Source organism: Klebsiella sp. C283 (assembly GCF_048822555.1).
Taxonomy (GTDB): domain Bacteria; phylum Pseudomonadota; class Gammaproteobacteria; order Enterobacterales; family Enterobacteriaceae; genus Klebsiella; species Klebsiella quasipneumoniae.
The window spans coordinates 135,436-157,560 of record NZ_JBMEZS010000012.1 but is presented as its reverse complement, the minus strand read 5'-3'; the positions used below and the strand labels follow the sequence as shown (position 1 = coordinate 157,560).

General features: G+C 57.5%; 22 protein-coding genes, 5 tRNA genes and 2 other RNA genes. 16 read left to right on the top strand and 13 right to left on the bottom strand.

Annotation, left to right across the window (positions count from 1 at the left end; translation table 11 throughout):
* Nucleotides 1–34 precede the first annotated feature (34 nt).
* Nucleotides 35–110, bottom strand: a tRNA-Ala gene (locus ACOI7Z_RS22840).
* 219 nt (nucleotides 111–329) lie between these two features.
* On the opposite strand from ACOI7Z_RS22840, the gene ACOI7Z_RS22835 reads away from it, so the two are divergent.
* Together ACOI7Z_RS22835 and ACOI7Z_RS22830 are read left to right on the top strand one after the other, a co-directional pair.
* Nucleotides 330–683, top strand: a complete 354-nt coding sequence (locus ACOI7Z_RS22835) for a YfeC-like transcriptional regulator (RefSeq protein WP_004202017.1) — start codon at nucleotides 330–332, stop codon at nucleotides 681–683.
* Between the two features lie 3 nt (nucleotides 684–686).
* Nucleotides 687–1,079 carry a MerR family transcriptional regulator gene (locus ACOI7Z_RS22830; RefSeq protein ID WP_023290586.1) on the top strand — a complete coding sequence of 131 codons (393 nt, stop codon included), beginning with the start codon at nucleotides 687–689 and terminating at the stop codon, nucleotides 1,077–1,079.
* A gap of 51 nt (nucleotides 1,080–1,130) precedes the next feature.
* On the opposite strand, the gene gltX is transcribed toward ACOI7Z_RS22830, so the two are convergent.
* Nucleotides 1,131–2,549, bottom strand: a complete 1,419-nt coding sequence (gene gltX / locus ACOI7Z_RS22825; RefSeq protein WP_004202014.1) for a glutamate--tRNA ligase — start codon at nucleotides 2,547–2,549, stop codon at nucleotides 1,131–1,133.
* Between the two features lie 259 nt (nucleotides 2,550–2,808).
* Between gltX and ACOI7Z_RS22820 the strand changes: the two genes are divergently transcribed.
* From ACOI7Z_RS22820 to ACOI7Z_RS22795, 6 genes are all read left to right on the top strand, one after another.
* Nucleotides 2,809–2,884 (top strand) — tRNA-Val (locus ACOI7Z_RS22820).
* Nucleotides 2,885–2,929: 45 nt separating this feature from the next.
* Nucleotides 2,930–3,005 (top strand) — tRNA-Val (locus tag ACOI7Z_RS22815).
* 46 nt (nucleotides 3,006–3,051) lie between these two features.
* Nucleotides 3,052–3,127: transfer RNA gene (locus ACOI7Z_RS22810), tRNA-Val, on the top strand.
* A 4-nt stretch (nucleotides 3,128–3,131) separates the two neighbouring features.
* Nucleotides 3,132–3,207: transfer RNA gene (locus tag ACOI7Z_RS22805), tRNA-Lys, on the top strand.
* 22 nt (nucleotides 3,208–3,229) lie between these two features.
* Nucleotides 3,230–3,365, top strand: a non-coding RNA gene (locus ACOI7Z_RS22800) — RtT sRNA.
* Between the two features lie 22 nt (nucleotides 3,366–3,387).
* Nucleotides 3,388–3,523, top strand: a non-coding RNA gene (locus tag ACOI7Z_RS22795) — RtT sRNA.
* An 87-nt stretch (nucleotides 3,524–3,610) separates the two neighbouring features.
* On the opposite strand, the gene ACOI7Z_RS22790 is transcribed toward ACOI7Z_RS22795, so the two are convergent.
* Nucleotides 3,611–4,537: a LysR family transcriptional regulator gene (locus ACOI7Z_RS22790; RefSeq protein WP_032453682.1), complete on the bottom strand. Its 927-nt coding sequence runs from the start codon at nucleotides 4,535–4,537 to the stop codon at nucleotides 3,611–3,613.
* An 88-nt stretch (nucleotides 4,538–4,625) separates the two neighbouring features.
* Here ACOI7Z_RS22790 and ACOI7Z_RS22785 point away from each other — a divergent pair, with 88 nt between their 5' ends.
* Nucleotides 4,626–5,624, top strand: a complete 999-nt coding sequence (locus ACOI7Z_RS22785; protein WP_023290588.1) for a bile acid:sodium symporter family protein — start codon at nucleotides 4,626–4,628, stop codon at nucleotides 5,622–5,624.
* Here the strand turns inward: ACOI7Z_RS22785 and ACOI7Z_RS22780 are convergent.
* From ACOI7Z_RS22780 to zipA, 3 genes are all read right to left on the bottom strand, one after another.
* Nucleotides 5,621–5,839 carry a DUF3820 family protein gene (locus ACOI7Z_RS22780; protein ID WP_004202007.1) on the bottom strand — a complete coding sequence of 73 codons (219 nt, stop codon included), beginning with the start codon at nucleotides 5,837–5,839 and terminating at the stop codon, nucleotides 5,621–5,623. The two genes, ACOI7Z_RS22785 and ACOI7Z_RS22780, sit on opposite strands and share 4 nt — an antisense overlap.
* A 1-nt stretch (nucleotide 5,840) precedes the next feature.
* Complete coding sequence (ligA, locus tag ACOI7Z_RS22775) at nucleotides 5,841–7,856, bottom strand: NAD-dependent DNA ligase LigA (protein WP_032453683.1); 2,016 nt, start codon at nucleotides 7,854–7,856, stop codon at nucleotides 5,841–5,843.
* A gap of 69 nt (nucleotides 7,857–7,925) precedes the next feature.
* Nucleotides 7,926–8,972 (bottom strand): cell division protein ZipA, encoded by a 1,047-nt coding sequence (gene zipA / locus ACOI7Z_RS22770; protein ID WP_170927820.1) that lies wholly within the window; start codon nucleotides 8,970–8,972, stop codon nucleotides 7,926–7,928.
* A gap of 230 nt (nucleotides 8,973–9,202) precedes the next feature.
* Here zipA and cysZ point away from each other — a divergent pair, with 230 nt between their 5' ends.
* The 5 genes from cysZ (at nucleotide 9,203) to crr (ending at nucleotide 14,071) form a co-directional block, all read left to right on the top strand.
* Nucleotides 9,203–9,964: a sulfate transporter CysZ gene (cysZ, locus tag ACOI7Z_RS22765; RefSeq protein ID WP_023290591.1), complete on the top strand. Its 762-nt coding sequence runs from the start codon at nucleotides 9,203–9,205 to the stop codon at nucleotides 9,962–9,964.
* Nucleotides 9,965–10,137: 173 nt separating this feature from the next.
* Nucleotides 10,138–11,109 carry a cysteine synthase A gene (gene cysK / locus ACOI7Z_RS22760; RefSeq protein ID WP_023290592.1) on the top strand — a complete coding sequence of 324 codons (972 nt, stop codon included), beginning with the start codon at nucleotides 10,138–10,140 and terminating at the stop codon, nucleotides 11,107–11,109.
* Between the two features lie 380 nt (nucleotides 11,110–11,489).
* Nucleotides 11,490–11,747: a phosphocarrier protein Hpr gene (ptsH, locus tag ACOI7Z_RS22755; RefSeq protein WP_002913505.1), complete on the top strand. Its 258-nt coding sequence runs from the start codon at nucleotides 11,490–11,492 to the stop codon at nucleotides 11,745–11,747.
* Between the two features lie 44 nt (nucleotides 11,748–11,791).
* Complete coding sequence (gene ptsI, locus ACOI7Z_RS22750) at nucleotides 11,792–13,519, top strand: phosphoenolpyruvate-protein phosphotransferase PtsI (RefSeq protein ID WP_004201998.1); 1,728 nt, start codon at nucleotides 11,792–11,794, stop codon at nucleotides 13,517–13,519.
* Between the two features lie 42 nt (nucleotides 13,520–13,561).
* Nucleotides 13,562–14,071: a PTS glucose transporter subunit IIA gene (gene crr, locus ACOI7Z_RS22745; protein ID WP_000522253.1), complete on the top strand. Its 510-nt coding sequence runs from the start codon at nucleotides 13,562–13,564 to the stop codon at nucleotides 14,069–14,071.
* Nucleotides 14,072–14,111: 40 nt separating this feature from the next.
* Here the strand turns inward: crr and ACOI7Z_RS22740 are convergent, their stop codons facing one another.
* A complete protein-coding gene (locus ACOI7Z_RS22740) occupies nucleotides 14,112–14,351 on the bottom strand; it encodes a hypothetical protein (RefSeq protein WP_044524307.1) in 240 nt (79 codons plus the stop codon).
* Nucleotides 14,348–15,214, bottom strand: coding sequence for a pyridoxine/pyridoxal/pyridoxamine kinase (gene pdxK, locus ACOI7Z_RS22735; protein WP_087848852.1), 867 nt, complete (start codon nucleotides 15,212–15,214; stop codon nucleotides 14,348–14,350). The genes ACOI7Z_RS22740 and pdxK overlap by 4 nt, the downstream gene beginning before the upstream one ends.
* An 82-nt stretch (nucleotides 15,215–15,296) precedes the next feature.
* On the opposite strand from pdxK, the gene ptsJ reads away from it, so the two are divergent.
* Nucleotides 15,297–16,595, top strand: coding sequence for a transcriptional regulator PtsJ (gene ptsJ / locus ACOI7Z_RS22730; RefSeq protein ID WP_087848851.1), 1,299 nt, complete (start codon nucleotides 15,297–15,299; stop codon nucleotides 16,593–16,595).
* Between the two features lie 163 nt (nucleotides 16,596–16,758).
* Nucleotides 16,759–17,154: a YybH family protein gene (locus ACOI7Z_RS22725; RefSeq protein ID WP_087848850.1), complete on the top strand. Its 396-nt coding sequence runs from the start codon at nucleotides 16,759–16,761 to the stop codon at nucleotides 17,152–17,154.
* Here the strand turns inward: ACOI7Z_RS22725 and cysM are convergent.
* The 5 genes from cysM to cysP all read right to left on the bottom strand — a co-directional run bounded on the left by cysM (nucleotide 17,151) and on the right by cysP (nucleotide 21,989).
* Nucleotides 17,151–18,062: a cysteine synthase CysM gene (cysM, locus tag ACOI7Z_RS22720; RefSeq protein ID WP_044524311.1), complete on the bottom strand. Its 912-nt coding sequence runs from the start codon at nucleotides 18,060–18,062 to the stop codon at nucleotides 17,151–17,153. The two genes, ACOI7Z_RS22725 and cysM, sit on opposite strands and share 4 nt — an antisense overlap.
* Nucleotides 18,063–18,180: 118 nt before the next feature.
* Nucleotides 18,181–19,275 carry a sulfate/thiosulfate ABC transporter ATP-binding protein CysA gene (gene cysA, locus ACOI7Z_RS22715; RefSeq protein WP_004201991.1) on the bottom strand — a complete coding sequence of 365 codons (1,095 nt, stop codon included), beginning with the start codon at nucleotides 19,273–19,275 and terminating at the stop codon, nucleotides 18,181–18,183.
* A complete protein-coding gene (cysW, locus tag ACOI7Z_RS22710; RefSeq protein ID WP_004201990.1) occupies nucleotides 19,265–20,140 on the bottom strand; it encodes a sulfate/thiosulfate ABC transporter permease CysW in 876 nt (291 codons plus the stop codon). Before cysW ends, cysA begins: the two co-directional genes overlap by 11 nt.
* Nucleotides 20,140–20,973 (bottom strand): sulfate/thiosulfate ABC transporter permease CysT, encoded by an 834-nt coding sequence (gene cysT / locus ACOI7Z_RS22705; protein ID WP_002913626.1) that lies wholly within the window; start codon nucleotides 20,971–20,973, stop codon nucleotides 20,140–20,142. Before cysT ends, cysW begins: the two co-directional genes overlap by 1 nt.
* On the bottom strand, nucleotides 20,973–21,989 hold the full coding sequence (gene cysP / locus ACOI7Z_RS22700) for a thiosulfate/sulfate ABC transporter substrate-binding protein CysP (protein WP_032444750.1): 1,017 nt from the start codon (nucleotides 21,987–21,989) through the stop codon (nucleotides 20,973–20,975). The genes cysT and cysP overlap by 1 nt, the downstream gene beginning before the upstream one ends.
* Nucleotides 21,990–22,125 lie beyond the last annotated feature (136 nt).

The window sequence follows — 22,125 nt, the reverse complement described above, 5'->3', positions numbered from 1 at the left end:
CTCTTTACGAACCAAATCCGCTGGGTGCAGAATTTGGTGGAGCTAAGCGGGATCGAACCGCTGACCTCTTGCATGCCATGCAAGCGCTCTCCCAGCTGAGCTATAGCCCCGTAACGTAAAGCGTGTCGTGTTGACGGGCGGCATAATATGAATTCCTCGCTCAGGTGTCAACGGCAAAATTATCCTTCTCGATTCAATCGCTGAAAAAGCAGGCAACCTGCTGAGATTGCGAGCCTTATCGCAGCCAGAAGTTAAACAGGTCACCTTTTCCAGTAAAAGGATGCTATAACATGGACAGCTAATTCCCATACATTTACTCAGGAAATAGTATGCTCAAGGAACGAATGACACCTGAAGAAATCGCCCATCTGACCGGCTACAGCCGGCAAACTATCAATAAGTGGGTGCGGAAAGAAGGCTGGCAGACCTCTCCGCGGCCTGGCGTCCAGGGCGGTAAGGCGCGCCTGGTCCATGTCAATGAGCAAGTCAGGGAGTTTATCCGCAGCGCCCAGCGCGTGGCGGAGACGCCCGGCACCTATTCTCCCCACGACAGCGACCTGGAATCGCTGCTGCTGACCCTCTGTAAAGAGCTCACTCCCAGCGAGCAGAAGCAGCTTATGTCGCTGCTGTTACGCGAGGGGATCACCGGGTTACTGCTTCGGTTAGGGATCCGCGATCGGTAAACCATGATGAAACTAAAAGATAAAATGACGCCCGCAGAACTTGCCGACTGCCTGGGGCTGGCGAGACAAACGATCAATCGCTGGGTTCGTGAGAAGAAATGGCGCACGGAAACGATACCCGGCGTCAAAGGGGGACGAGCGCGGCTGGTGGTCATCGACCAACCGGTGCGCGAGTTTCTGACGAACATTCCCGCCAGACGCCATCTGTTTAGCGACAATCATCTCGCGGAATCGCCAGGCGCTTACCTGGTCAATGAAGCGGACGCGATCTGGCGGCAAATCACAGAAACCCTGCAACTGATGACTCCGGCAGAACAGCTGCAGCTCCGCGACCTGCTGGCCCGGGAAGGGATTAGCGGTTTTCTTGCCCGCCTCGGCATCGCCAGCCCGGCGTAACAGACAAAAAAACGGCAGGGGTATCCTGCCGTTATATCATCTACGTCCCCGTCAGGACGCCTGGCCTTCGCGCTCAGCGATAAAAGCCAGCGCTTTATTGATACGCTCTACGCTACGGGACTTGCCGATTGCATGGACGGTAACGTCAAGCGCAGGAGACTGCCCTGCACCGGTAACGGCCACGCGCAGCGGCATACCGACTTTACCCATGCCCACTTCAAGCTCATCAGCGGTCGCCTGAATCGCGTGGTGGACGTTTTCCGCCGTCCAGTCGCTAATCGCCGCCAGCTTGTCGCGGACGACTTCCAGCGGCTGACGCGCTACCGGACGCAGATGTTTCTTCGCCGCGTCGGCGTCGAATTCAGCGAACTCTTCATAGAAGTAGCGGCAGCTCTGGGCAATCTCTTTCAGCGTTTTGCAACGCTCGCCCAGCAGCTTCACCAACTCGGCCAGCTGCGGACCGTTGCGGGTATCGATATTTTCCTGCTCAATATGCCACTGCAGATGCGTCGCCACATACTCCGCAGGCAGCGTATTGATGTAATGATGGTTCAGCCACAGCAGCTTGTCGGTGTTGAACGCACTCGCGGATTTGCTGACCGCCCCCAGCGAGAAGAACTCGATCATCTCTTCGCGGGTGAAGATCTCCTGATCGCCATGGGACCAGCCCAGACGCACCAGATAGTTCAGCAGCGCTTCCGGCAGGTAGCCATCGTCGCGATACTGCATCACGCTGACCGCCCCGTGGCGTTTGGAGAGTTTCTTGCCATCGTCGCCGTTGATCATCGATACGTGCGCGTATACCGGCACCGGCGCATTCAGCGCTTTAAGGATGTTGATCTGGCGCGGCGTGTTGTTGATATGATCTTCACCACGGATCACGTGGGTGATCGCCATGTCCCAGTCATCCACTACGACGCAGAAGTTGTAGGTCGGGGAACCATCGGTACGGCGAATGATCAGATCGTCCAGCTCCTGGTTGCTGAACTCGATAGGTCCGCGGATCTGATCGTCAAAAATAACCGACCCTTCCTGCGGGTTGGCGAAACGTACCACGCACGGCTCATCGTCGGCATGATGCTCGTGGCTATGGCGGCAGCGTCCATCGTAACGCGGCTTCTCACCGTTCGCCATTTGCTCTTCGCGCAACGCTTCCAGACGCTCTTTCGAGCAATAGCATTTATAAGCGGTACCGGCTTCCAGCATCTCATCGATCACGTTGTTATAACGATCGAAACGTTTGGTCTGGTAATAGGGACCTTCGTCCCATTGCAGATTCAGCCAGTTCATGCCATCCATGATGGCTTCAATTGCTTCCGGGGTGGAGCGTTCGAGATCGGTGTCCTCAATACGCAGTACAAACTCACCGCCGTGGTTACGGGCAAAAAGCCAGGAATAGAGAGCAGTACGCGCACCGCCAACGTGCAGATAGCCGGTTGGGCTTGGCGCGAAGCGAGTTTTGATTTTCATGAATTGGCCTTACGTTTAATAAAGATGCCGATAGCCGGCAATGTCCGGTGGAAATTATGGGTCAATATTCTAACACCGTGGGCTGATTCCTCAATGTTGTTCCCGTCGGAACGTCGCGGTTTGCCGTTTTTGTTTATAAATCATGCTATGACGCCGGTTTTGCGATCGCTTTGTTTAATTTTACGACGAACGAACGAATTCTTTAGAAAAGGCGTTGACTCATTTTCAACTCTCCCTATAATGCGACTCCACACAGCGGGGGTGATTAGCTCAGCTGGGAGAGCACCTCCCTTACAAGGAGGGGGTCGGCGGTTCGATCCCGTCATCACCCACCACTACTTAACGTAGTCTCCGCCGTGTAGAACAGAAAATTGAGAAGTGGGTGATTAGCTCAGCTGGGAGAGCACCTCCCTTACAAGGAGGGGGTCGGCGGTTCGATCCCGTCATCACCCACCACTTTCTCGCCAGCTGGATTTTCTGTCAAAATGTGAAGTACCGAAGTGGGTGATTAGCTCAGCTGGGAGAGCACCTCCCTTACAAGGAGGGGGTCGGCGGTTCGATCCCGTCATCACCCACCACTTCGGGTCGTTAGCTCAGTTGGTAGAGCAGTTGACTTTTAATCAATTGGTCGCAGGTTCGAATCCTGCACGACCCACCAATGTAAAAAGGCGCCCTAAAGGCGCCTTTTTGCTATGCGCGGAACTCAACGATTCGAACCTGCAGCAGGTTCGGGTCGAACGCAGTGAGACAACGGAGCCGCTTGCGGCGACGGCCCGAAGGGCGAGGTGAAGCCGAGTCATCCTGCACGACCCACCAATGTAAAAAGGCGCCCTAAAGGCGCCTTTTTGCTATGCGCGGAACTCAACGATTCGAACCTGCAGCAGGTTCGGGTCGAACGCAGTGAGACAACGGAGCCGCTTGCGGTGACGGCCCGAAGGGCGAGGTGAAGCCGAGTCATCCTGCACGACCCGCCAATGTAAAAAGGCGCCCTAAAGGCGCCTTTTTGCTATGCGCGGAACGCACGCTCTGGCCACGAGCCTCCCCGTGGCGATAAACCGCTATCAACGCTGATACAGCGGATCTTCAACCCTGGCGGCGGTGAGATTCTCCCCTTCTTCTCGCACGATTTCCCATAAGGCCTGGGCGGCGGTCGACAGCGAGCGATTTTTCCGGCATGCCAGCATCAGCTGCCGCTCCATTATCGGAGTGAGTCGCTTCACCGCCAGATGGCTTCCCTGCGGTAACGGCAGCGCCAGCGCCGGCAGTACGCTGATGCCAATTCCCGACTCAACCATCGGAAACAGCGTTGCCGGATGGCCAATCTCCTGCACAATGTTCGCCCGGACAGCCAGCCTGCTGAGAGCCGCATCAATCAGCGGACGGCTGCCGGAGGCATAGTCCTGCAGGATCAGTCTCTCATCCTGTAGCGCCTGCCATGGCACTTCAGTCAGGCTGGCAAAAGGATGATCCTCCCGGCAGAGCAGCAAAAAAGGTTCCGCCAGGACCACTTCACACTGCAGGTCCGCCGCCGGGCCAGGGTCAATCACAATGCCGAAATCCACTTCCCCCTGGCGAATACTCTCCAGCACCCACTGCTGGGGCCGGTCGTGCAGGACGAAATCGATATCAGGATAGCGACGATTGCTGTGGGCAATACACTGGGGAATAAGGTGGGCGGAAATCGTCTGACTGGCGGCAACCTTGACGGTGCCGCTCAGCTGCTGGCCTACCCGACCGGCATCGCGCAGCGTCACCGCCAGCTCATCGAGCAAACGCTCCAGCCTGCCTGCCAGCTGCTGACCCGCCTCGGTGAGGACCACCTCCCGGGTGGTACGGTCGAGGAGACGGACCCCGGTCTGATGCTCCAGCTCCTTGACGCTGTGGCTGACGGCCGACTGGCTTAAGCCAATCATCTCCCCCGCCCGGCTAAAGCTCCTGGCGCGGGCGACGGTAACAAATACTTTTAACTGACGCAGAGAGTAATTCATCTTTTTTATTCATGAATAGATGCAATAAATCAATTTTATTTCTCAAATCAAAAAAAGCACAATAACGCATCTCTTTTCAGGAGCGTTTATGAAACTTTTCCGCATTCTCGATCCGTTTACGGCAACCCTGGTCACCGTTGTCCTGTTGGCCTCATTCTTCCCGGCCCGGGGCGCTTTCGTCCCCTTCTTTGAACATCTGACCACCGCCGCCATCGCCCTGCTGTTCTTTATGCACGGCGCCAAACTCTCCCGGGAGGCAATTATCGCCGGCGGCAGCCACTGGCGTTTGCATCTCTGGGTGATGTGCAGCACCTTTATTCTCTTCCCGGTGCTGGGGGTCCTGTTTGCCTGGTGGGCGCCGGTGAAGGTCGATCCGATGCTCTACAGCGGCTTTATTTATTTGTGCATTCTGCCGGCCACCGTGCAATCCGCCATCGCCTTCACCTCGCTGGCCGGAGGCAACGTCGCGGCGGCGGTCTGCTCAGCCTCGGCCTCCAGCCTGTTGGGCATCTTTGTTTCACCGCTGCTGGTGGGTGCCCTGATGAACCTTCATGGCGCAGGCGGTAGCCTCGAGCAGGTCGGAAAGATCATGCTGCAGCTGCTGTTGCCTTTCGTGCTCGGCCATTTATCGCGGCCGTGGATCGGCAACTGGGTGGCGAAGCATAAGAAGTGGATTGGTAAGACCGACCAGACCTCGATTCTGCTGGTGGTTTACTCCGCCTTTAGCGAAGCGGTGGTGAACGGCATCTGGCATAAAGTGGGTCTGGGATCGCTGCTGTTTATCGTGGTGGTCAGCCTGGTGCTGCTGGCCATCGTCATCGCGGTCAATGTGTTCGTCGCCCGCCGCTGCGGCTTTAACAAAGCCGATGAAATTACCATCGTCTTCTGCGGTTCGAAAAAGAGCCTGGCCAACGGCATCCCGATGGCCAATATTCTCTTTCCGACCTCCATCCTCGGCATCATGGTGCTGCCGCTGATGATCTTCCATCAAATCCAGCTGATGGTCTGCGCGGTGCTGGCGCGGCGCTATAAACAGCAAACCGATGCGCGTCTCGCTCAGGAAAAGGCCAACGCCGCCAAAGCTTAACGCGCTTTCTTCAGGGGCTGGACCAGATCGCTCAGCCCCTCGCTTTTAATCAGCAGGGTCAGCGCCATCAGCTCGCCGAGATGGCCGGCAGGGAATTGATCCTTGCGCGCAAACCACAATAAATACTCCTCCGGGACATCGATTAAACGACGCCCCTTGTATTTACCGAACGGCATCTCAGTATTGGCGATCTCGACCAGCTGCGCTTTATCCACGTTATTCTCCCAGCAGACGCATCATTTCGGCTTCGTCAATCACCTCGATGCCGAGCTCCTGCGCTTTCGCCAGCTTAGAACCCGCCGCTTCGCCAGCAATCACCAGATCGGTCTTCTTCGAGACGCTGCCCGCCACCTTCGCCCCCAGCGCCACCAGACGCGCTTTGGCGTCATCCCGCGACAGCTGACTGAGGCTGCCGGTCAGGACGACGGTTTTGCCTGCAAACGGGCTGTCAATCTCTTCCGCCTTCACCACCACCGGCGCCGGCCAGTGGACCCCTTCCGCCAGCAGCTGCGCGATGACATCGCGGTTGCTCTCTTCGGCAAAGAAGTTGAAGGTATGGGTGGCGACCACAATGCCGACATCAGGGACCTTCTGCAGCTCCTCAATGGAAGCCTGCTCCAGGGCCTCGAGGGTGCCGAAATGCGCCGCCAGGCCCGCCGCCGTCGCTTCTCCTACCTCGCGAATGCCTAAGGCGTAGAGGAAACGCGCAAAGGTTGTCTCTTTGGCTTTCTCGAGAGCGTTGACCACGTTTTGCGCGGACTTCGGCCCCATCCGATCCAGCCCGGTCAGTTTCCCTGCGGTCAGCCGGAACAGATCCGCCGGGGTATGGACGTACTCTTTCTCCACCAGCTGGTCGATGATCTTGTCGCCCATGCCGTCAACGTCCAGCGCGCGACGGGAGACAAAGTGCTTGAGCGACTCTTTACGCTGCGCGCCGCAGATTAGGCCGCCGGTACAGCGGGCTACCGCCTCGCCTTCCACTCGCTCAACGTCGGACTGACAGACCGGGCAGTGGGTCGGGAATTCAACATCCCGGGCATCTGCCGGGCGTTCGGAAAGCACCACGTTGACCACCTGAGGGATCACGTCGCCTGCCCGGCGAATCACCACCTTGTCGCCGATTTTCAAGCCTAAGCGTTCGATCTCATCGGCATTATGCAACGTGGCATTACTCACCAGCACGCCGGCGACATGGACCGGCTCCAGGCGCGCCACCGGCGTAATCGCCCCGGTGCGGCCCACCTGGAACTCCACGTCCCGGACGAAAGTCATCTGCTCCTGGGCGGGGAACTTAAAGGCCACGGCCCAGCGCGGCGCGCGGGCCACGAAACCTAACTGCTCCTGCAGCGCCAGCGAATCGACTTTGATCACCACGCCATCAATGTCAAAGCCCAGATGGGGACGATCTTCCTCGACTTTACGATAGTAAGTGAGCACTTCCTCGGGGGTATGACAAAGGGTGACGCGATCGCTCACCGGTAATCCCCATGCTTTAAACTGCTGTAAACGGGCCGAGTGGCTGGCCGGCAGCTCACCGCCCTCCAGCACCCCAACGCCGTAGCAGAAGAAAGTAAGCGGTCGCTTCGCGGTGATGCGCGGGTCCAGCTGGCGCAACGAGCCCGCCGCCGCATTGCGCGGGTTAGCAAACACTTTTCCGCCGGTGCGTCGAGCTTCTTCATTGATTTTTTCGAACCCGGCCTGCGGGAGGAACACTTCCCCGCGCACTTCCAGGCGTGCGGGAATATTATCGCCATGCAGCCTGAGCGGGATGGTGCGGATGGTTCGCACGTTAGAGGTAATGTCCTCGCCGGTGGTGCCGTCGCCGCGGGTCGCCGCCTGCACCAGCACGCCGTTTTCGTAGAGAATGCTCACCGCGAGGCCGTCGAGCTTCAGCTCGCAGCAGTAGATGAGAGGGTCAGTGCTTTTCAGGCGATCCTGCACCCGCTTGTTGAAGGCCAGAAAGCTCTCTTCGTCAAACACGTTGTCCAGCGACAGCATCGGCACTTCATGGCGGATCTGGCTGAAGGCGGTCAGCGGCGCCGCCCCCACGCGCTGAGTCGGTGAATCCGGGGTAATCAGCTCCGGATGCTGGCTCTCCAGCTCGCGCAGCTCGCGCATCAGCCGGTCATACTCCGCATCGGGCACTTCCGGTGCGTCCATAACGTGGTACAGGTATTCATGATGGCGAAGCGTGGTTCGCAGTTCAGTCAGTTGTTGTTCGATCGGTTCCATATCACACCATCAATGATAAAAAACCCCCGACAGGCGGGGGTTGAGAAGGAGTTGAGATAACGCGGAACGTCAGGCGTTCGCGTCTTTCACTTCGCGAATACGATCCTGGTATTCACGCAGTTTTTGCGGCGTCATCATGCGACGCTGATCGTCAAGCACCACGCCGCCCACTTCATCGGCGATATACTGCGCAGACTGCAGCATCAGCTTGAAGTTCTGCAGTTCATCACCGTAGGAAGGGACCTGCATAAAGATAGTCACCCCAGGGGTCATCATATCCGCCATGCTGTCCGGGTTGAAGGTCCCCGGCTTCACCATGTTGGCCAGGCTGAACAGTACCGGGCCGCTGCCGTCCGGGCTCAGATGGCGGTGGAAAATATTCATTTCACCAAACTTGAACCCGGCCTGCTGGATGCTATTGATAAGCACCTCGCCGTTAAGCTGCGCGCCATGGTGCGCGGCAACGTTCATCACGATGACCGTCTCTTTACGCTCTTTCGGCTGGGGCGCTGCAGGCTGCTGCGGCTCTGTCGGCTGCGGTTCAGCAACCGCGGGCTGCGGCGCGGCAACAGGCTGGGGCGCAGGCTGCTGCGGAGCGGCCGGCTGCGGCTGGGCGACGGCCGGGGTCACCGGCTGCGGCGCGACAGGCTGTTGCACAGCAGGTTGCGGCTGGTGTTGCGGCTGCGCGGGTTGCGGCTGTTGCCAGCCAGGCTGTGGAGCAGCATGCGGCGCAGACGGTTGCCCCTGCGGTTGTGCCGGGGCCTGGCGCGGCGGCGCCTGACGAACCGGTTCCTCAGGACGCACAGGCTGCTGCATCTGGCGCTCGTAAGGCGGCTGGTACTGGTGCTGTGGCGCCTGACGAGGGGCTTCATGCTCCCCATGCGCGCCGTGCGGAGCGTGAGTCACCGGATGAACGCGGACTTCACCTACGCCTTCAACATTATCATCAAAGTCGTCGTTTTCCGACTCATCGTCGCGCGACTTCATACGTTTCAGTGGGCGATCGCGAAACATCGAAGAACGTTCTTTACGGCTGGTCCAGAAACCATGTACCAGTAAAGCGATTATGGCGATCGCGCCAACAATGATTAATATCAGACGCAAATCCTGCATCATTATATTCTCTGTTGTTCTAACACCTTGCCACCACGGCAAACATTTACTCACTAAGAGTATTTGCCGATTACCTCAAGTGCAAGTGCGTCGGTCGCTTTCACCACATAAAGATGAACTAAATCGTGCTTTTTGCTGTTTTTTCGAACATTTCCTAACTGGTTATTGTCTGACGACCCGATAAAATAAGCGAGCATTCACACTGGATGTTCAAAAAGGAGCAATGCCTGGCTATGGTTTCATCATCCGCACCGACCCCGCGTAGCGGCGTATACTACTTTTCGCAGGGCTGGAAACTCATCAGGCTGCCGGGCATACGTCGTTATGTCTTCCTGCCTTTACTGGTTAACGTGCTGCTGATGGGCGGTGCTTTCTGGTGGCTGTTTACCCGTCTCGACAGCTGGATCCCTTCGCTGATGAGCCATGTGCCTGACTGGCTGCAATGGCTAAACTACCTGCTGTGGCCGGTGGTGGTGCTGTCGATCCTGCTGGTGTTTGGCTATTTCTTTTCTACTATTGCCAACTGGATTGCCGCCCCGTTCAGCGGCCTGCTGGCGGAACAGCTGGAAGCGCGTCTGACTGGCGCCACCCCGCCTGACGTCGGCGTCTTTGGCATCATGAAGGATATTCCGCGCATCATGAAGCGTGAGTGGCAGAAGCTGGCCTGGTACCTGCCCCGCGCCATCGTGCTGTTGCTGCTCTACTTTATACCCGGCGTTGGCCAGACGGTGGCCCCGGTACTCTGGTTCCTGTTCAGCGCATGGATGCTGGCGATTCAATACTGCGATTACCCCTTCGATAACCACAAGGTCCCCTTCAGGACCATGCGCGAAGCGCTGCGCAGCCGCAAGGTGATGAATATGCAGTTTGGCGCGCTCACCAGCCTGTTCACCATGATCCCGGTGTTAAACCTGGTGATCCTCCCGGTGGCTATCTGCGGCGCCACCGCCATGTGGGTCGATTGCTATCGCGACAGACACGCCAGCTGGAAGTAACAGCAGCACCTCCCCTGGAGCGGCGAAAGCCGCTCCTTATATCTCACTTATTCCTTCTTGATCATCATTATTTCCCTTCCGCATATAGATATGCTAAATCCTTACTTCCGCATATTCTTTAAGCGGGTATGCTGATGCCGTACCCCCAAATTTCATACAGTTAAGGACGGGCCATGAGTAAGATTTTTGAAGACAACTCCCTGACTATCGGTCATACGCCGCTGGTACGACTGAACCGCATCGGTAACGGCCGTATCCTGGCAAAGGTAGAATCTCGTAACCCGAGCTTTAGCGTAAAATGCCGTATCGGCGCCAATATGATCTGGGATGCTGAAAAGCGCGGCGTGCTGAAACCGGGCGTGGAACTGGTCGAACCGACCAGCGGCAACACCGGTATCGCCCTCGCCTACGTGGCGGCGGCTCGCGGCTACAAGCTAACGCTAACCATGCCGGAAACCATGAGCATCGAGCGTCGTAAGCTTCTGAAAGCGCTGGGCGCCAACCTGGTGCTGACCGAAGGCGCCAAAGGCATGAAAGGCGCCATTCAGAAAGCGGAAGAGATTGTCGCCAGCAACCCGGAAAAATTCCTGTTGCTGCAGCAGTTCAGCAACCCGGCTAACCCGGAAATCCACGAAAAGACCACCGGCCCGGAAATCTGGGAAGACACCGACGGTCAGGTGGATGTTTTCATCTCCGGCGTAGGTACCGGCGGTACGCTGACCGGCGTCAGCCGCTACATTAAAAACACCAAGGGCAAAAAAGATCTATTCACCGTCGCGGTTGAACCGACCGATTCGCCGGTTATCTCCCAGGCGCTGGCGGGTGAAGAGCTCAAGCCGGGCCCGCACAAAATTCAGGGCATCGGCGCAGGCTTCATTCCTGGTAACCTGGATCTGAAGCTGGTGGACAAAGTGATCGGCATTACCAATGATGAAGCGATCTCCACGGCACGCCGCCTGATGGAAGAAGAAGGCATCCTCGCGGGTATCTCTTCCGGGGCCGCCGTTGCCGCGGCGCTGAAGCTGCAAGAAGATGAAGCCTTTACCAATAAGAATATTGTGGTTATCCTGCCTTCCTCGGGTGAGCGTTATTTAAGCACCGCGCTGTTTGCCGATCTCTTCACCGAGAAAGAACTGCAACAGTAGTGCCAGCTTGTAAATAATGTGTAAAAAAGCACCTTTTCAGGTGCTTTTTTGTGGCATACGTCAAAGTTTTACCCCTCCTGGCATTGATTCACCTCGTAGGGTCTGGTATTTAACCAGCACATTTATTTTGATGCGCGAAATTATTCAGAAGAGGATTTCCGCCAGCTGAATCGATTTTATGATTTGGTTCAAGTCTTCCTTTCGCGGCATAATGTTTAATGACGTGCTAGACGTCAATGGCCCGCAGGTCTTCGCAGCGCCAGGCGCTGCCGACGCCAAGGCCGGAAACGTAACGCCGGCGCTAACAATACAGGCTAAAGTCGAGTCGTTAGACTAGACTTTAGGTCCACAACACTAAACCTATAAGTTGGGGAAATATAATGTTCCAGCAAGAAGTTACCATTACCGCTCCGAACGGTCTGCACACCCGCCCTGCTGCTCAGTTTGTTAAAGAAGCTAAAGGCTTCACTTCTGAGATCACTGTAACCTCCAACGGCAAAAGCGCCAGCGCCAAAAGCCTGTTCAAACTGCAGACTCTGGGCCTGACCCAGGGCACCGTAGTAACCCTCTCCGCGGAAGGCGAAGATGAACAGAAAGCGGTTGAGCATCTGGTTAAACTGATGGCTGAACTCGAGTAAGTTCACGGGTTCTTTTTCATATCAGTCACAAGTAAGGTAGGGTTATGATTTCAGGCATTTTAGCATCCCCGGGTATCGCCTTCGGCAAAGCACTGCTGCTGAAGGAAGATGAAATTGTCATCGACCGGAAGAAAATTTCTGCCGATAAGGTTGATCAGGAAGTCGAACGTTTCCTGAGCGGCCGCGCCAAGGCCTCCGCCCAGCTGGAGGTCATCAAAACCAAAGCTGGTGAAACTTTCGGTGAAGAAAAAGAAGCCATCTTCGAAGGGCATATTATGCTGCTGGAAGATGAGGAGCTTGAGCAGGAAATCATAGCCCTGATTAAAGATAAGCATATGACTGCCGACGCGGCAGCCAATGAAGTTATCGACGGTCAGGCCACTGCCCTGGAAGAGCTGGACGATGAATACCTGAAAGAACGTGCGGCTGACGTACGTGATATCGGTAAGCGCCTGCTGCGCAACATCCTTGGTCTGGCCATCATCGATCTGAGCGCGATTCAGGATGAAGTCATCCTCGTCGCCGCCGATCTTACCCCGTCAGAAACCGCACAGCTGAACCTGAAAAAAGTGCTGGGTTTCATCACCGACGCGGGCGGCCGTACCTCCCACACCTCCATCATGGCGCGTTCCCTCGAACTGCCGGCCATCGTGGGCACCGGCAGCATCACGGCGCAGGTGAAAAACGGCGACTATCTGATTCTCGACGCGGTGAACAACCAGGTTCTGATCAACCCGTCCAACGAGCAAATTGAAGCGCTGCGTAATCTGCAGGCTCAGGTTGCGGAAGAAAAAGCCGAACTGGCGAAACTGAAAGATCTGCCGGCGATTACTCTCGACGGCCATCAGGTTGAAGTGTGCGCCAACATTGGTACCGTTCGCGACGTCGAAGGTGCTGAGCGCAACGGCGCCGAAGGCGTAGGCCTGTATCGTACTGAATTCCTGTTCATGGATCGCGACGCGCTGCCAACCGAAGAAGAGCAGTTTGCGGCTTATAAAGCGGTGGCTGAAGCCTGTGGCTCTCAGGCCGTTATCGTGCGTACCATGGACATCGGCGGCGACAAAGAGCTGCCGTACATGAACTTCCCGAAAGAAGAGAACCCGTTCCTCGGCTGGCGTGCTGTGCGTATCGCGATGGATCGTAAAGAGATCCTCCGCGATCAGGTTCGCGCCATCCTGCGTGCCTCCGCTTTCGGTAAGCTGCGCATTATGTTCCCGATGATCATCTCTGTTGAAGAAGTGCGTGCGCTGAAGAAAGAGATCGAAATCTACAAACAGGAACTGCGTGACGAAGGTAAAGCATTTGACGAATCCATTGAGATCGGCGTGATGGTGGAAACACCGGCTGCGGCGACTATTGCTCGTCATCTGGCCAAAGAAGTTGATTTCTTTAGTATCGGCACCAATGATTTAACGCAATATACTCTGGCAGTTGACCGTGGTAATGATATGATTTCACATCTTTACCAGCCGATGTCACCGTCTGTACTGAATCTGATTAAGCAAGTTATTGATGCTTCTCACGCTGAAGGTAAATGGACTGGCATGTGCGGTGAGCTTGCGGGCGATGAACGTGCTACACTTCTGTTGCTGGGTATGGGGCTGGACGAATTCTCTATGAGCGCCATTTCCATCCCGCGCATCAAGAAGATTATTCGTAACACGAACTTCGAAGATGCGAAAGTATTAGCAGAGCAGGCTCTTGCTCAACCGACAACGGACGAGTTAATGACGCTGGTTAACAAGTTCATTGAAGAAAAAACAATCTGCTAATCCACGAGATGCGCGGCCCAAATTACTGCTTAGGAGAAGATCATGGGTTTGTTTGATAAATTGAAATCTCTGGTTTCTGATGACAAGAAAGACACCGGAACTATTGAGATTGTTGCTCCCCTCTCCGGTGAGATCGTCAACATTGAAGACGTGCCGGATGTGGTTTTTGCGGAAAAAATTGTGGGCGATGGGATTGCCATCAAACCGACCGGCAACAAAATGGTCGCGCCGGTAGACGGTACCATTGGTAAAATTTTCGAAACCAACCATGCGTTCTCTATTGAATCTGATAGCGGCATCGAGCTGTTCGTTCACTTCGGTATTGATACCGTTGAACTGAAAGGCGAAGGCTTCAAGCGTATCGCTGAAGAAGGCCAGCGCGTGAAAGTCGGCGACCCGGTTATCGAATTCGATCTGCCGCTGCTGGAAGAGAAAGCCAAGTCGACCCTGACTCCGGTGGTTATCTCCAATATGGACGAGATCAAAGAGCTGATCAAACTGTCCGGTAGCGTGACCGTGGGTGAAACCCCGGTAATCCGCATCAAGAAGTAATATCTGCTGCATAAAAATGGCGCCGAAAGGCGCCATTTTTTTATATCGCATGGGTCACCGGCTGATAGCATTTTTCGCGGGATAAGATACGCAATCCTTCCGGAGTGCTCTCCAGAATTCGCCGCTCGCTGTCAGAGACCAGCAGTTCACACTGATATCCACCGGCCAGGCCGAACAGCGACCGCGCCACGCAGGCATCCTCCAGCGCCGCCTCCCCTGAAGTATCAAAATGACCAACAATGCGTCCCTGCTGACGGATCACTAACCGATAGCTTTTCATCTCTGTTTCTCCAGCGGCGGCAGGATCAGTTCGTCACATCCCTGCGCGGCAGTCCAGTTCATCACCTCCAGCACGCGCTGGGCGGCTGCCTCCGTCGCAGCACCCAGCGCCAGGCCGGAAAGCAACCCGCTCACCAGCTCGGCGCAGAACAGATCGCCGGTACCCTTTAAATCCGTCTCCACCCGCGGGTGAACCACCACCTCCACCGCATCGGCCGTCACCACCAGCACATTGATCGTCGAATCAGCCTCTCCCGGCGCGCTGGTGATCACCACCCATTTGAGGCTGTCCGACAGCAGGCTACGCGCCGCGGAGACCGCCTCCGGCTGATTGCGACAGCGCTGGCCGCTCAGCGTCTCCAGCTCAAACAGATTAGGGGTGATCCCTTGCGCCAGCGGCAGCAGGTGCTGACGATAGGCGTCCGGGATCTCGGCCTTGACGTAGATGCCGCTGTCGACATCGCCAATCACCGGATCCACCAGAATACAGAGATCGGGATGGCGGTCGCGGACCCGCGTCAGCCACTGCGCCAGACGTTCAATTTGCACGGCGTTGCCCATATAACCGGTCGTCACCGCACGCAGTTCGCGCAACGCGTCGCGCTCCTCCAGCGCCTGCAGGTACCCGACAAACCACTCCTCCGGGATAATGCCGCCATAGAACGTCTCATAATGGGGCGTATTGCTGAACAGCACCGTCGGTACCGCCAGCACGCGCAGACCGTGCTGTTTAATCGCCGGTACCGCGATGCTGTTGCCGACGCTGCCGTAGACTACCTGCGACTGCACGGCGACGATATCGACTTCCGACGCCCGGCTTTTGTCGTGAAAGAGCACTGATTGTATGTCATCTTGCTGGCCCATCTTTTCTCCCCCCGCTGGACAGCGGGTCACGCTCTGATTATGATTCGTCCTATGCTAAATTTCATTTTGTCATAGGTCAATAATGTTTGCCGGAAAAACCGCCAGCGATATCTTCGATCATATCCGCCATCTGGTGCAGAGCGGTGGCTTGCAGCCCGGAGAGGTTCTGCCGCCGGTCCGCGAGCTCGCCAGCCAGCTTGCGGTGAATCGCAATACCGTCGCCGCCGCCTATAAACGGCTGGTCACCTCCGGGCTGGCCGTCAGCCAGGGACGGAACGGCACAGCTATCAAAGCACGGGATCCGCTGCCGGCGCTGGAAGGCGGTGACCCCACGACGCCGCTGAACGATCTTTCCAGCGGCAATCCGGACCCCGCCAGGCTGCCTGATTTACCACGCTATCTGGGCCAAATTGCCCACACGCCCCGCCTGTATGGCGATGCCCCCATCGAGCCGCGGCTAGGAGAATGGGCTGAGGCATGGTTTGCCAGGGAGATAACCGTTCCCTTTGCCCTGAATCTCGCTAGCGGGGCGATTGACGCGCTGGAGCGTCTGCTGTGCGCCTTGCTGCTCCCCGGCGACGGCGTGGTGGTTGAAGATCCCTGTTTTCTCAGCAGCATCAATATGGTGCGTTACGCTGGCTTTACCCCCTGCCCGGTGGCGGTGGATGCCGAGGGGATGGATCCAGACGGGCTGGAGGAGGCATTACGCAACGGCGCGCGGGCGGTGATCTTGACCCCGCGCGCGCACAATCCTACCGGCTGTAGCCTGACGGAAACCCGGGCGCATGCCCTGCGGGAGGTGCTGGCCCGCTATCCGCAGGTACTGGCGATCGTCGATGACCATTTTGCCCTGCTGTCGGCCACGCCCTGGTTTTCTCCTCTGCCAGCGAGCACCCAACGCTGGGCGGTGGTGCGTTCGATGTCAAAAACCCTCGGGCCAGACCTGCGGCTGGCTTTTATCGCCAGCGATGTCGACACCTCCTCCGCGCTGCGTCTGCGGCTTAACGCCGGCAGCCAGTGGGTCAGCCATCTGCTGCAGGATCTGACGCTGGCCTGTCTCACCGATAAGGCGTTTATCGCCTCGATGACGGAGACCCGCCGTCACTATCGGCAACAGAATGAGAAACTGGCGGCAGCGCTGGCCCGGCACGGCGACAGTCATGCTGCGCCTGGCGATGGCCTCAATTTCTGGCTGCCGCTGCCAACGGCGAGCCAACCCTACGCCTTACGCCTGGCCCGGGCCGGCTGGCTGGTCCGCGAGGGGGAGGTGTTTGGCATCCGTACGCCCTCCCACGGGCTACGCCTGTCGCTGGGCCGCCTGAGCGACGCTGAGATTGCCCGCCTGGCGGCCGATATAGCCCAGGTGTTAGACGCCCCCTGACGCAGGCAGTGCGCCGAACGCATCGGGGAGGGATGGCAGCTGTCGACAAGTTACTGAAAAATTAAACGAAAACAGGCGTAGTCTTACCTGCATGACCGGAACGTCGAGACGGATACAACGCTCTCGGTGGCTGATAAATCGCTCACAATAAGGAGCACCAGAGATGCATCACATTGACCTGACGCTAAAAACAGCCATTGAGGCCTGCGACCGCGCTATCTCGCAGGAAGATTACGATACCCTGATGGGCTATTACGCGGAAGACGCCGCGCTGGTCGTCAAACCGGGCATGGTGGTCAGAGGGAAAGAGAATATCCGCAAAGCGTTTATCGCCATTGCCGACTATTTCCAGCACCGGCTGATCGTGACTCAGGGGAAAATGGAGATCATCGAGGGCGGCGGCAATGCGCTGGTGATTATGGAGACCCGGCTGGATATCCCGACGGCACAGGGGATAACACAGGTTACGCGACGCGCAACCTATGTCTTTCAGAAGCAGGGCGAGCGCTGGCTGTGCACCGTCGATAACTCCTACGGCACCGACCTGCTCGATGATTAAATACCCGCCCCCTGGCTAAAGTGTTCCTCGCCGAACACGCCGGTGGAGAGGTAGCGATCGCCGCGATCACAGACGATCGCCACCACCACCGCGCCTGGGTTTTCGCGAGCGATACGTAACGCCCCGGCTACCGCGCCGCCAGAGCTGACGCCGCAGAAAATGCCTTCCTGTACCGCCAGCTGACGCATGGTGTTCTCGGCATCCTGCTGATGAATATCCAGCACCGCATCCACCAGCGAAGCGTTAAAGATCCCCGGCATATACTCTGCCGGCCAGCGGCGTATCCCGGGAATACTGCTGCCCTCCTCCGGCTGCAGGCCGACAATGGTCACCGGTTTACTCTGTTCGCGCAGAAAACGTGACACGCCGGTAATGGTGCCGGTGGTCCCCATACTGGAGACAAAGTGGGTGATACGCCCCGCGGTCTGCTGCCAGATTTCCGGCCCGGTGGTAGTGTAGTGGGCGTAGGGGTTGTCCGGGTTGTTGAACTGATCGAGCAGTTTGCCCTCCCCGCGCTGAGCCATCTCCAGGGCCAGGTCGCGGGCCCCCTCCATCCCCTGCTCTTTGGTGACCAGGATCAGCTCGGCGCCATAGGCGCGCATCGCGGCCCGGCGCTCCTGGCTCATGTTGTCGGGCATCAGCAGCTTCATCCGGTAGCCTTTCAGCGCGGCGATCATCGCCAGCGCGATACCGGTGTTGCCGCTGGTCGCTTCAATTAGCACGTCGCCGGGCTGAATTTCGCCCCGCTTTTCCGCTTCAACGATCATCGACAGCGCAGCGCGATCTTTCACCGAACCGGCTGGATTATTGCCTTCAAGTTTGACCCAGATTTCGCTGCCATTGTCCGGCCCCAGACGCTGAAGCCTGACCAGAGGGGTATTGCCGATGGTGTGTTCGAGTGTATTCACGATTTTTACTCAATAAAAAAGCCGGGCGGCGCTTCGCTTACCCGGCCTACCAGACGCGTGATAATTCCAGACCGGGTAAACACAGCGTCACCCGGCAAAAGCACATGGATTTAAGCTATCAGGCCGACTGCGCCAGAGCAAGCTCGCCGCGCGGCTCGATACGCTCGGTACCGTTGTACAGGCGCGCGTTTTGCAGCCCGACGAACAGCCGTTCGCCGCGGGACGGCGCCTCATCGCCCGTTAACACCACGCTCAGCGGTTCGTCATACCACCCCAGAGGCTGGACGACTAATTGGGTGTAGTGACCTTTCGGGCTGGCCTCCAGGACCTGCACCGGCAGCGGCGAATCCAGGCTGGTTCGGCGGCTGATGTCCACTTCCCACGGACGCAGGAACAGATCCACCGGCCCCTGGTAAGCCGGGGTATAGCCTAACGGCCAGCGGTGAGCGCCAACGTGGAACTGTCCGCCGCGGATAACCCCCTGCAGGCGATTCACTTCCCCCATGAACTCCAGCACGAAGCGGGTCGACGGCTCACGCCACACGCGTTCAGGCGCATCGGCCTGTTCGATGTTGCCCTGGCTCATCACCACCACCCGGTCGGCAACTTCCATCGCCTCTTCCTGATCGTGGGTGACGAACACGCTGGTAAATTTCAGCTCTTCATGCAGCTGACGCAGCCAGCGGCGCAGCTCTTTACGCACCTGCGCATCCAGCGCGCCGAAAGGTTCATCCAGCAGCAGAATTTGCGGCTCTACCGCCAGGGCGCGCGCCAGCGCCACGCGCTGTTTCTGACCACCGGACAGCTGCGCCGGATAGCGATCCGCCAGGTGGGCCAGTTGCACCATCTCCAGCAGTTTGGTCACTTTGGCTTTAATCGCCGCGGCGTTGGGTCGTTCGCGGCGCGGCAGCACGGTCAGGCCAAAGGCGATGTTATCGAACACCGTCATATGGCGGAACAGCGCATAGTGCTGGAAGACGAAGCCCACTTTACGGTCGCGGGCGTGCATCCGGCTGACGTCGGTACCGTGGAAGCGGATATGACCGCTGGTCTGATGTTCCAGCCCGGCGATAATCCGCAGCAGGGTCGTTTTCCCGGAGCCGGAAGGCCCCAGCAGCGCAACCATTTGTCCGGAAGGGATATCCAGCGAGATATCATTCAGCACCTGGGTGCGACCAAACGATTTCTTAATATTGGCAATCTCAATGCTCATGATTTCCCTCCTGTTGCGCGCGTTTTTCCTGATTGGCCAGACGCCATTGCAACATACTCTTTAAAAACAGGGTCAGAATAGCCATTAACGTCAGCAGGGCCGCGGCGGTAAACGAGCCGACGGTGTTGTAATCCTGCTCCAGTAATTCAATTTGCAGCGGCAGCGACAGCGTTTCTCCGCGGATCGAACCGGAGACCACCGACACCGCGCCGAATTCGCCGATGGCGCGGGCGTTGGTCAACACCACGCCGTACAGCAGCGCCCAGCGAATATTGGGCAGCGTCACCCGGCGGAACATCTGCCAGCCGGAAGCGCCCAGCAAGACCGCCGCCTCATCTTCATGACTGCCCTGACTCATCATCACCGGCACCAGCTCACGCACCACAAACGGACAGGTGACAAAGATCGTCGCCAGCACCATGCCGGGCCAGGCGAACATGATTTGCAGGTTATGCGCATCAAGCCAGCCGCCCAGCGGACCGTTAGAGCCGTAGAACAGCAGATAAACCAGACCGGCTACCACCGGCGAGACAGCGAACGGGATATCCAGCATCGTCAATAGCAGCTGGCGTCCCGGGAACGTAAAACGCGTGACCAGCCAGGCCAGCAAGGTCCCGAACACCAGGTTCACCGGCACGGTAATCAAGGCGATCATCACTGTCAGCCAGATGGCGTGGAGCATGTCCGGATTGGCCAGGTTTTCCAGCACCGGCATTAACCCTTTGCTGAAGGCCTGGATAAAGATGTAAAGCATCGGCACCACGAGGATGAAGGCGGAGACCAGCATCCCGACGCCAATCAGAAACCATTTTCCCCAGTTGATGCGGGGCGCGTCGTAGCGTTTCAATTGAGTAACTTCCGCCATTAGTGACCTACCACGCGTCGACCAAAGCGACTCTGCAGGGTATTGATGGAAAACAGCAGCAGCAGTGAGGCGGCCAGGATCACCGAGGCGATGGCGCTCGCCGCCGGATAGTCAAACTCCTGCAGTCGAATAAAGATCATCAGCGACGTCACTTCCGTCTTCCACGCGATGTTGCCGGCGATAAAAATCACCGCGCCAAATTCGCCGAGGCTGCGGGTAAACGACAGGGCAATGCCCGCCAGCAGGGCTGGCGACAGCTCCGGCAGCACCACCTTGCGGAAGCTCTGCCAGCGCGTAGCGCCCAGCGTTTCCGCTGCTTCTTCATATTCCGGACCCAGCTCTTCCAGCACCGGCTGCACGGTACGTACCACGAAGGGGATGCTGGTGAACGCCATCGCCACGGCGATACCGAGCCAGGTATAGGTCACTTTAATATCGAACTTCGCCAGCCATTCCCCGTAAATGCCGTTAACCGAAAACAGCGAAGCCAGGGTCAGGCCGGCCACCGCCGTCGGCAGCGCAAACGGCAGATCCATTAAGGCATCCAGCAGCGTGCGGCCCGGAAAACGATAGCGGGTAAGGATCCACGCCATCAGCAGGCCGAAGACGCCGTTAAAAATCGAGGCCACGAACGCCGACAGCAGCGTCACCTTATAGGCCGCCACCACCTGCGGGTTGGTGATCACATCCCAGTACTGCGCCCAGCTCATCTGCGCCAGCTGCATCACCAGCGCGCTGAGCGGTAATAACAGAATCAGACAGACAAACAGCAGGCTGGTGCCGAGGCTCAGGGTAAAGCCCGGCAGCACGCGCTTGGACGACACAGCAAACATTACTTACGCCCCGCCGCCAGCAGTTTGTCCAGTTCGCCGCCGCTGGCGAAGTGGGTTTTCATCACCTCAGGCCAGGAGCCAAACTTGTCCTCCACGCGGAACAGTTCGGTCTGCGGGAATTTATCCTTCAGCGAATCCATCACTTTCGGGTTGTTTACCCGATAGTAGTAGTCGGTAATGATGGTCTGCGCCTGCGGACTGTAGAGCCAGTTCAGGTAGGCCTTCGCCGCCTTTTCCGTGCCGTTGGCTTTGACGTTTTTATCCACCCAGGCCACCGGGAACTCCGCCAGAATGTTGGTTTTCGGGATCACCACTTCAAATCCCTGCGCCTCATACTGCTTGCGAATATTGTTCACTTCCGACTCGAAGCTGATCAGCACATCGCCCAGGCCGCGCTCGGCGAAGGTGGTGGTCGCCCCGCGTCCGCCGGTGTCGAAGACTTCGACGTTCTTCAGGAACTGGGTCATAAACTGTTCGGTTTTGGCTTTATCGCCGCCGTCGGCTTTATCCGCCGCGCCCCAGGCCGCCAGGTAGGTGTACCGCGCGTTGCCCGAGGTTTTCGGGTTCGGGAAGATCAGCTTAACGTCAGAGCGGACCAGGTCATTCCAGTCATGAATGTTTTTCGGGTTGCCTTTGCGCACCAGGAAGCCCATCGTCGAATAGAACGGCGAGCTGTTGTTCGGCAGGCGGCTTTGCCAGTCGGCCGGGATCAGGTTGCCTTTGTCATGCAGGATCTGCACGTCCGTCACCTGGTTGTAGGTCACCACGTCCGCCTTCAGGCCCTGCAGGATCGCCAGCGCCTGCTTGGACGAGCCAGCGTGCGACTGCTTGATGGTCAGCTTGTCCCCGCCATTGTCCTTCGCCCACTGCTGCTCAAAAGGCGGGTTAAGGGCGGCAAACAGCTCGCGGGAGACATCATAGGAGCTGTTCAGCAGCTCCGTCGCCTGCGCCTGCGCCACCAGCAGCATGGAAGCCGCCAGCGCCAGATATCCTTTTTTCAGTGATTTAACGGCCATTGCGCACCCTTATCAAAAATGATCATTTACTGATGATCATCATATTTATAACGGGTACGAAAGGAGTAACGGTTTTATATACCGTTTGGCGATTTGGAAGTCGAAAAGGGAATAAGCACCTGGCAAAGCTTAGCTG

What these genes read in the sequence shown, in the direction of transcription:
- ACOI7Z_RS22725 (WP_087848850.1), top strand. Translation starts at nt 16,759, where the DNA reads ATGCATCACATTGACCTGACGCTAAAAACAGCCATTGAGGCCTGCGAC.
- cysA (WP_004201991.1), bottom strand. Translation starts at nt 19,275, where the DNA reads ATGAGCATTGAGATTGCCAATATTAAGAAATCGTTTGGTCGCACCCAG.
- ACOI7Z_RS22835 (WP_004202017.1), top strand. Translation starts at nt 330, where the DNA reads ATGCTCAAGGAACGAATGACACCTGAAGAAATCGCCCATCTGACCGGC.
- ptsH (WP_002913505.1), top strand. Translation starts at nt 11,490, where the DNA reads ATGTTCCAGCAAGAAGTTACCATTACCGCTCCGAACGGTCTGCACACC.
- ptsI (WP_004201998.1), top strand. Translation starts at nt 11,792, where the DNA reads ATGATTTCAGGCATTTTAGCATCCCCGGGTATCGCCTTCGGCAAAGCA.
- cysK (WP_023290592.1), top strand. Translation starts at nt 10,138, where the DNA reads ATGAGTAAGATTTTTGAAGACAACTCCCTGACTATCGGTCATACGCCG.
- ptsJ (WP_087848851.1), top strand. Translation starts at nt 15,297, where the DNA reads ATGTTTGCCGGAAAAACCGCCAGCGATATCTTCGATCATATCCGCCAT.
- cysW (WP_004201990.1), bottom strand. Translation starts at nt 20,140, where the DNA reads ATGGCGGAAGTTACTCAATTGAAACGCTACGACGCGCCCCGCATCAAC.
- crr (WP_000522253.1), top strand. Translation starts at nt 13,562, where the DNA reads ATGGGTTTGTTTGATAAATTGAAATCTCTGGTTTCTGATGACAAGAAA.
- ACOI7Z_RS22740 (WP_044524307.1), bottom strand. Translation starts at nt 14,351, where the DNA reads ATGAAAAGCTATCGGTTAGTGATCCGTCAGCAGGGACGCATTGTTGGT.
- gltX (WP_004202014.1), bottom strand. Translation starts at nt 2,549, where the DNA reads ATGAAAATCAAAACTCGCTTCGCGCCAAGCCCAACCGGCTATCTGCAC.
- pdxK (WP_087848852.1), bottom strand. Translation starts at nt 15,214, where the DNA reads ATGGGCCAGCAAGATGACATACAATCAGTGCTCTTTCACGACAAAAGC.
- ligA (WP_032453683.1), bottom strand. Translation starts at nt 7,856, where the DNA reads ATGGAACCGATCGAACAACAACTGACTGAACTGCGAACCACGCTTCGC.
- ACOI7Z_RS22785 (WP_023290588.1), top strand. Translation starts at nt 4,626, where the DNA reads ATGAAACTTTTCCGCATTCTCGATCCGTTTACGGCAACCCTGGTCACC.
- ACOI7Z_RS22790 (WP_032453682.1), bottom strand. Translation starts at nt 4,537, where the DNA reads ATGAATTACTCTCTGCGTCAGTTAAAAGTATTTGTTACCGTCGCCCGC.
- ACOI7Z_RS22830 (WP_023290586.1), top strand. Translation starts at nt 687, where the DNA reads ATGATGAAACTAAAAGATAAAATGACGCCCGCAGAACTTGCCGACTGC.
- cysZ (WP_023290591.1), top strand. Translation starts at nt 9,203, where the DNA reads ATGGTTTCATCATCCGCACCGACCCCGCGTAGCGGCGTATACTACTTT.
- zipA (WP_170927820.1), bottom strand. Translation starts at nt 8,972, where the DNA reads ATGATGCAGGATTTGCGTCTGATATTAATCATTGTTGGCGCGATCGCC.
- cysP (WP_032444750.1), bottom strand. Translation starts at nt 21,989, where the DNA reads ATGGCCGTTAAATCACTGAAAAAAGGATATCTGGCGCTGGCGGCTTCC.
- cysT (WP_002913626.1), bottom strand. Translation starts at nt 20,973, where the DNA reads ATGTTTGCTGTGTCGTCCAAGCGCGTGCTGCCGGGCTTTACCCTGAGC.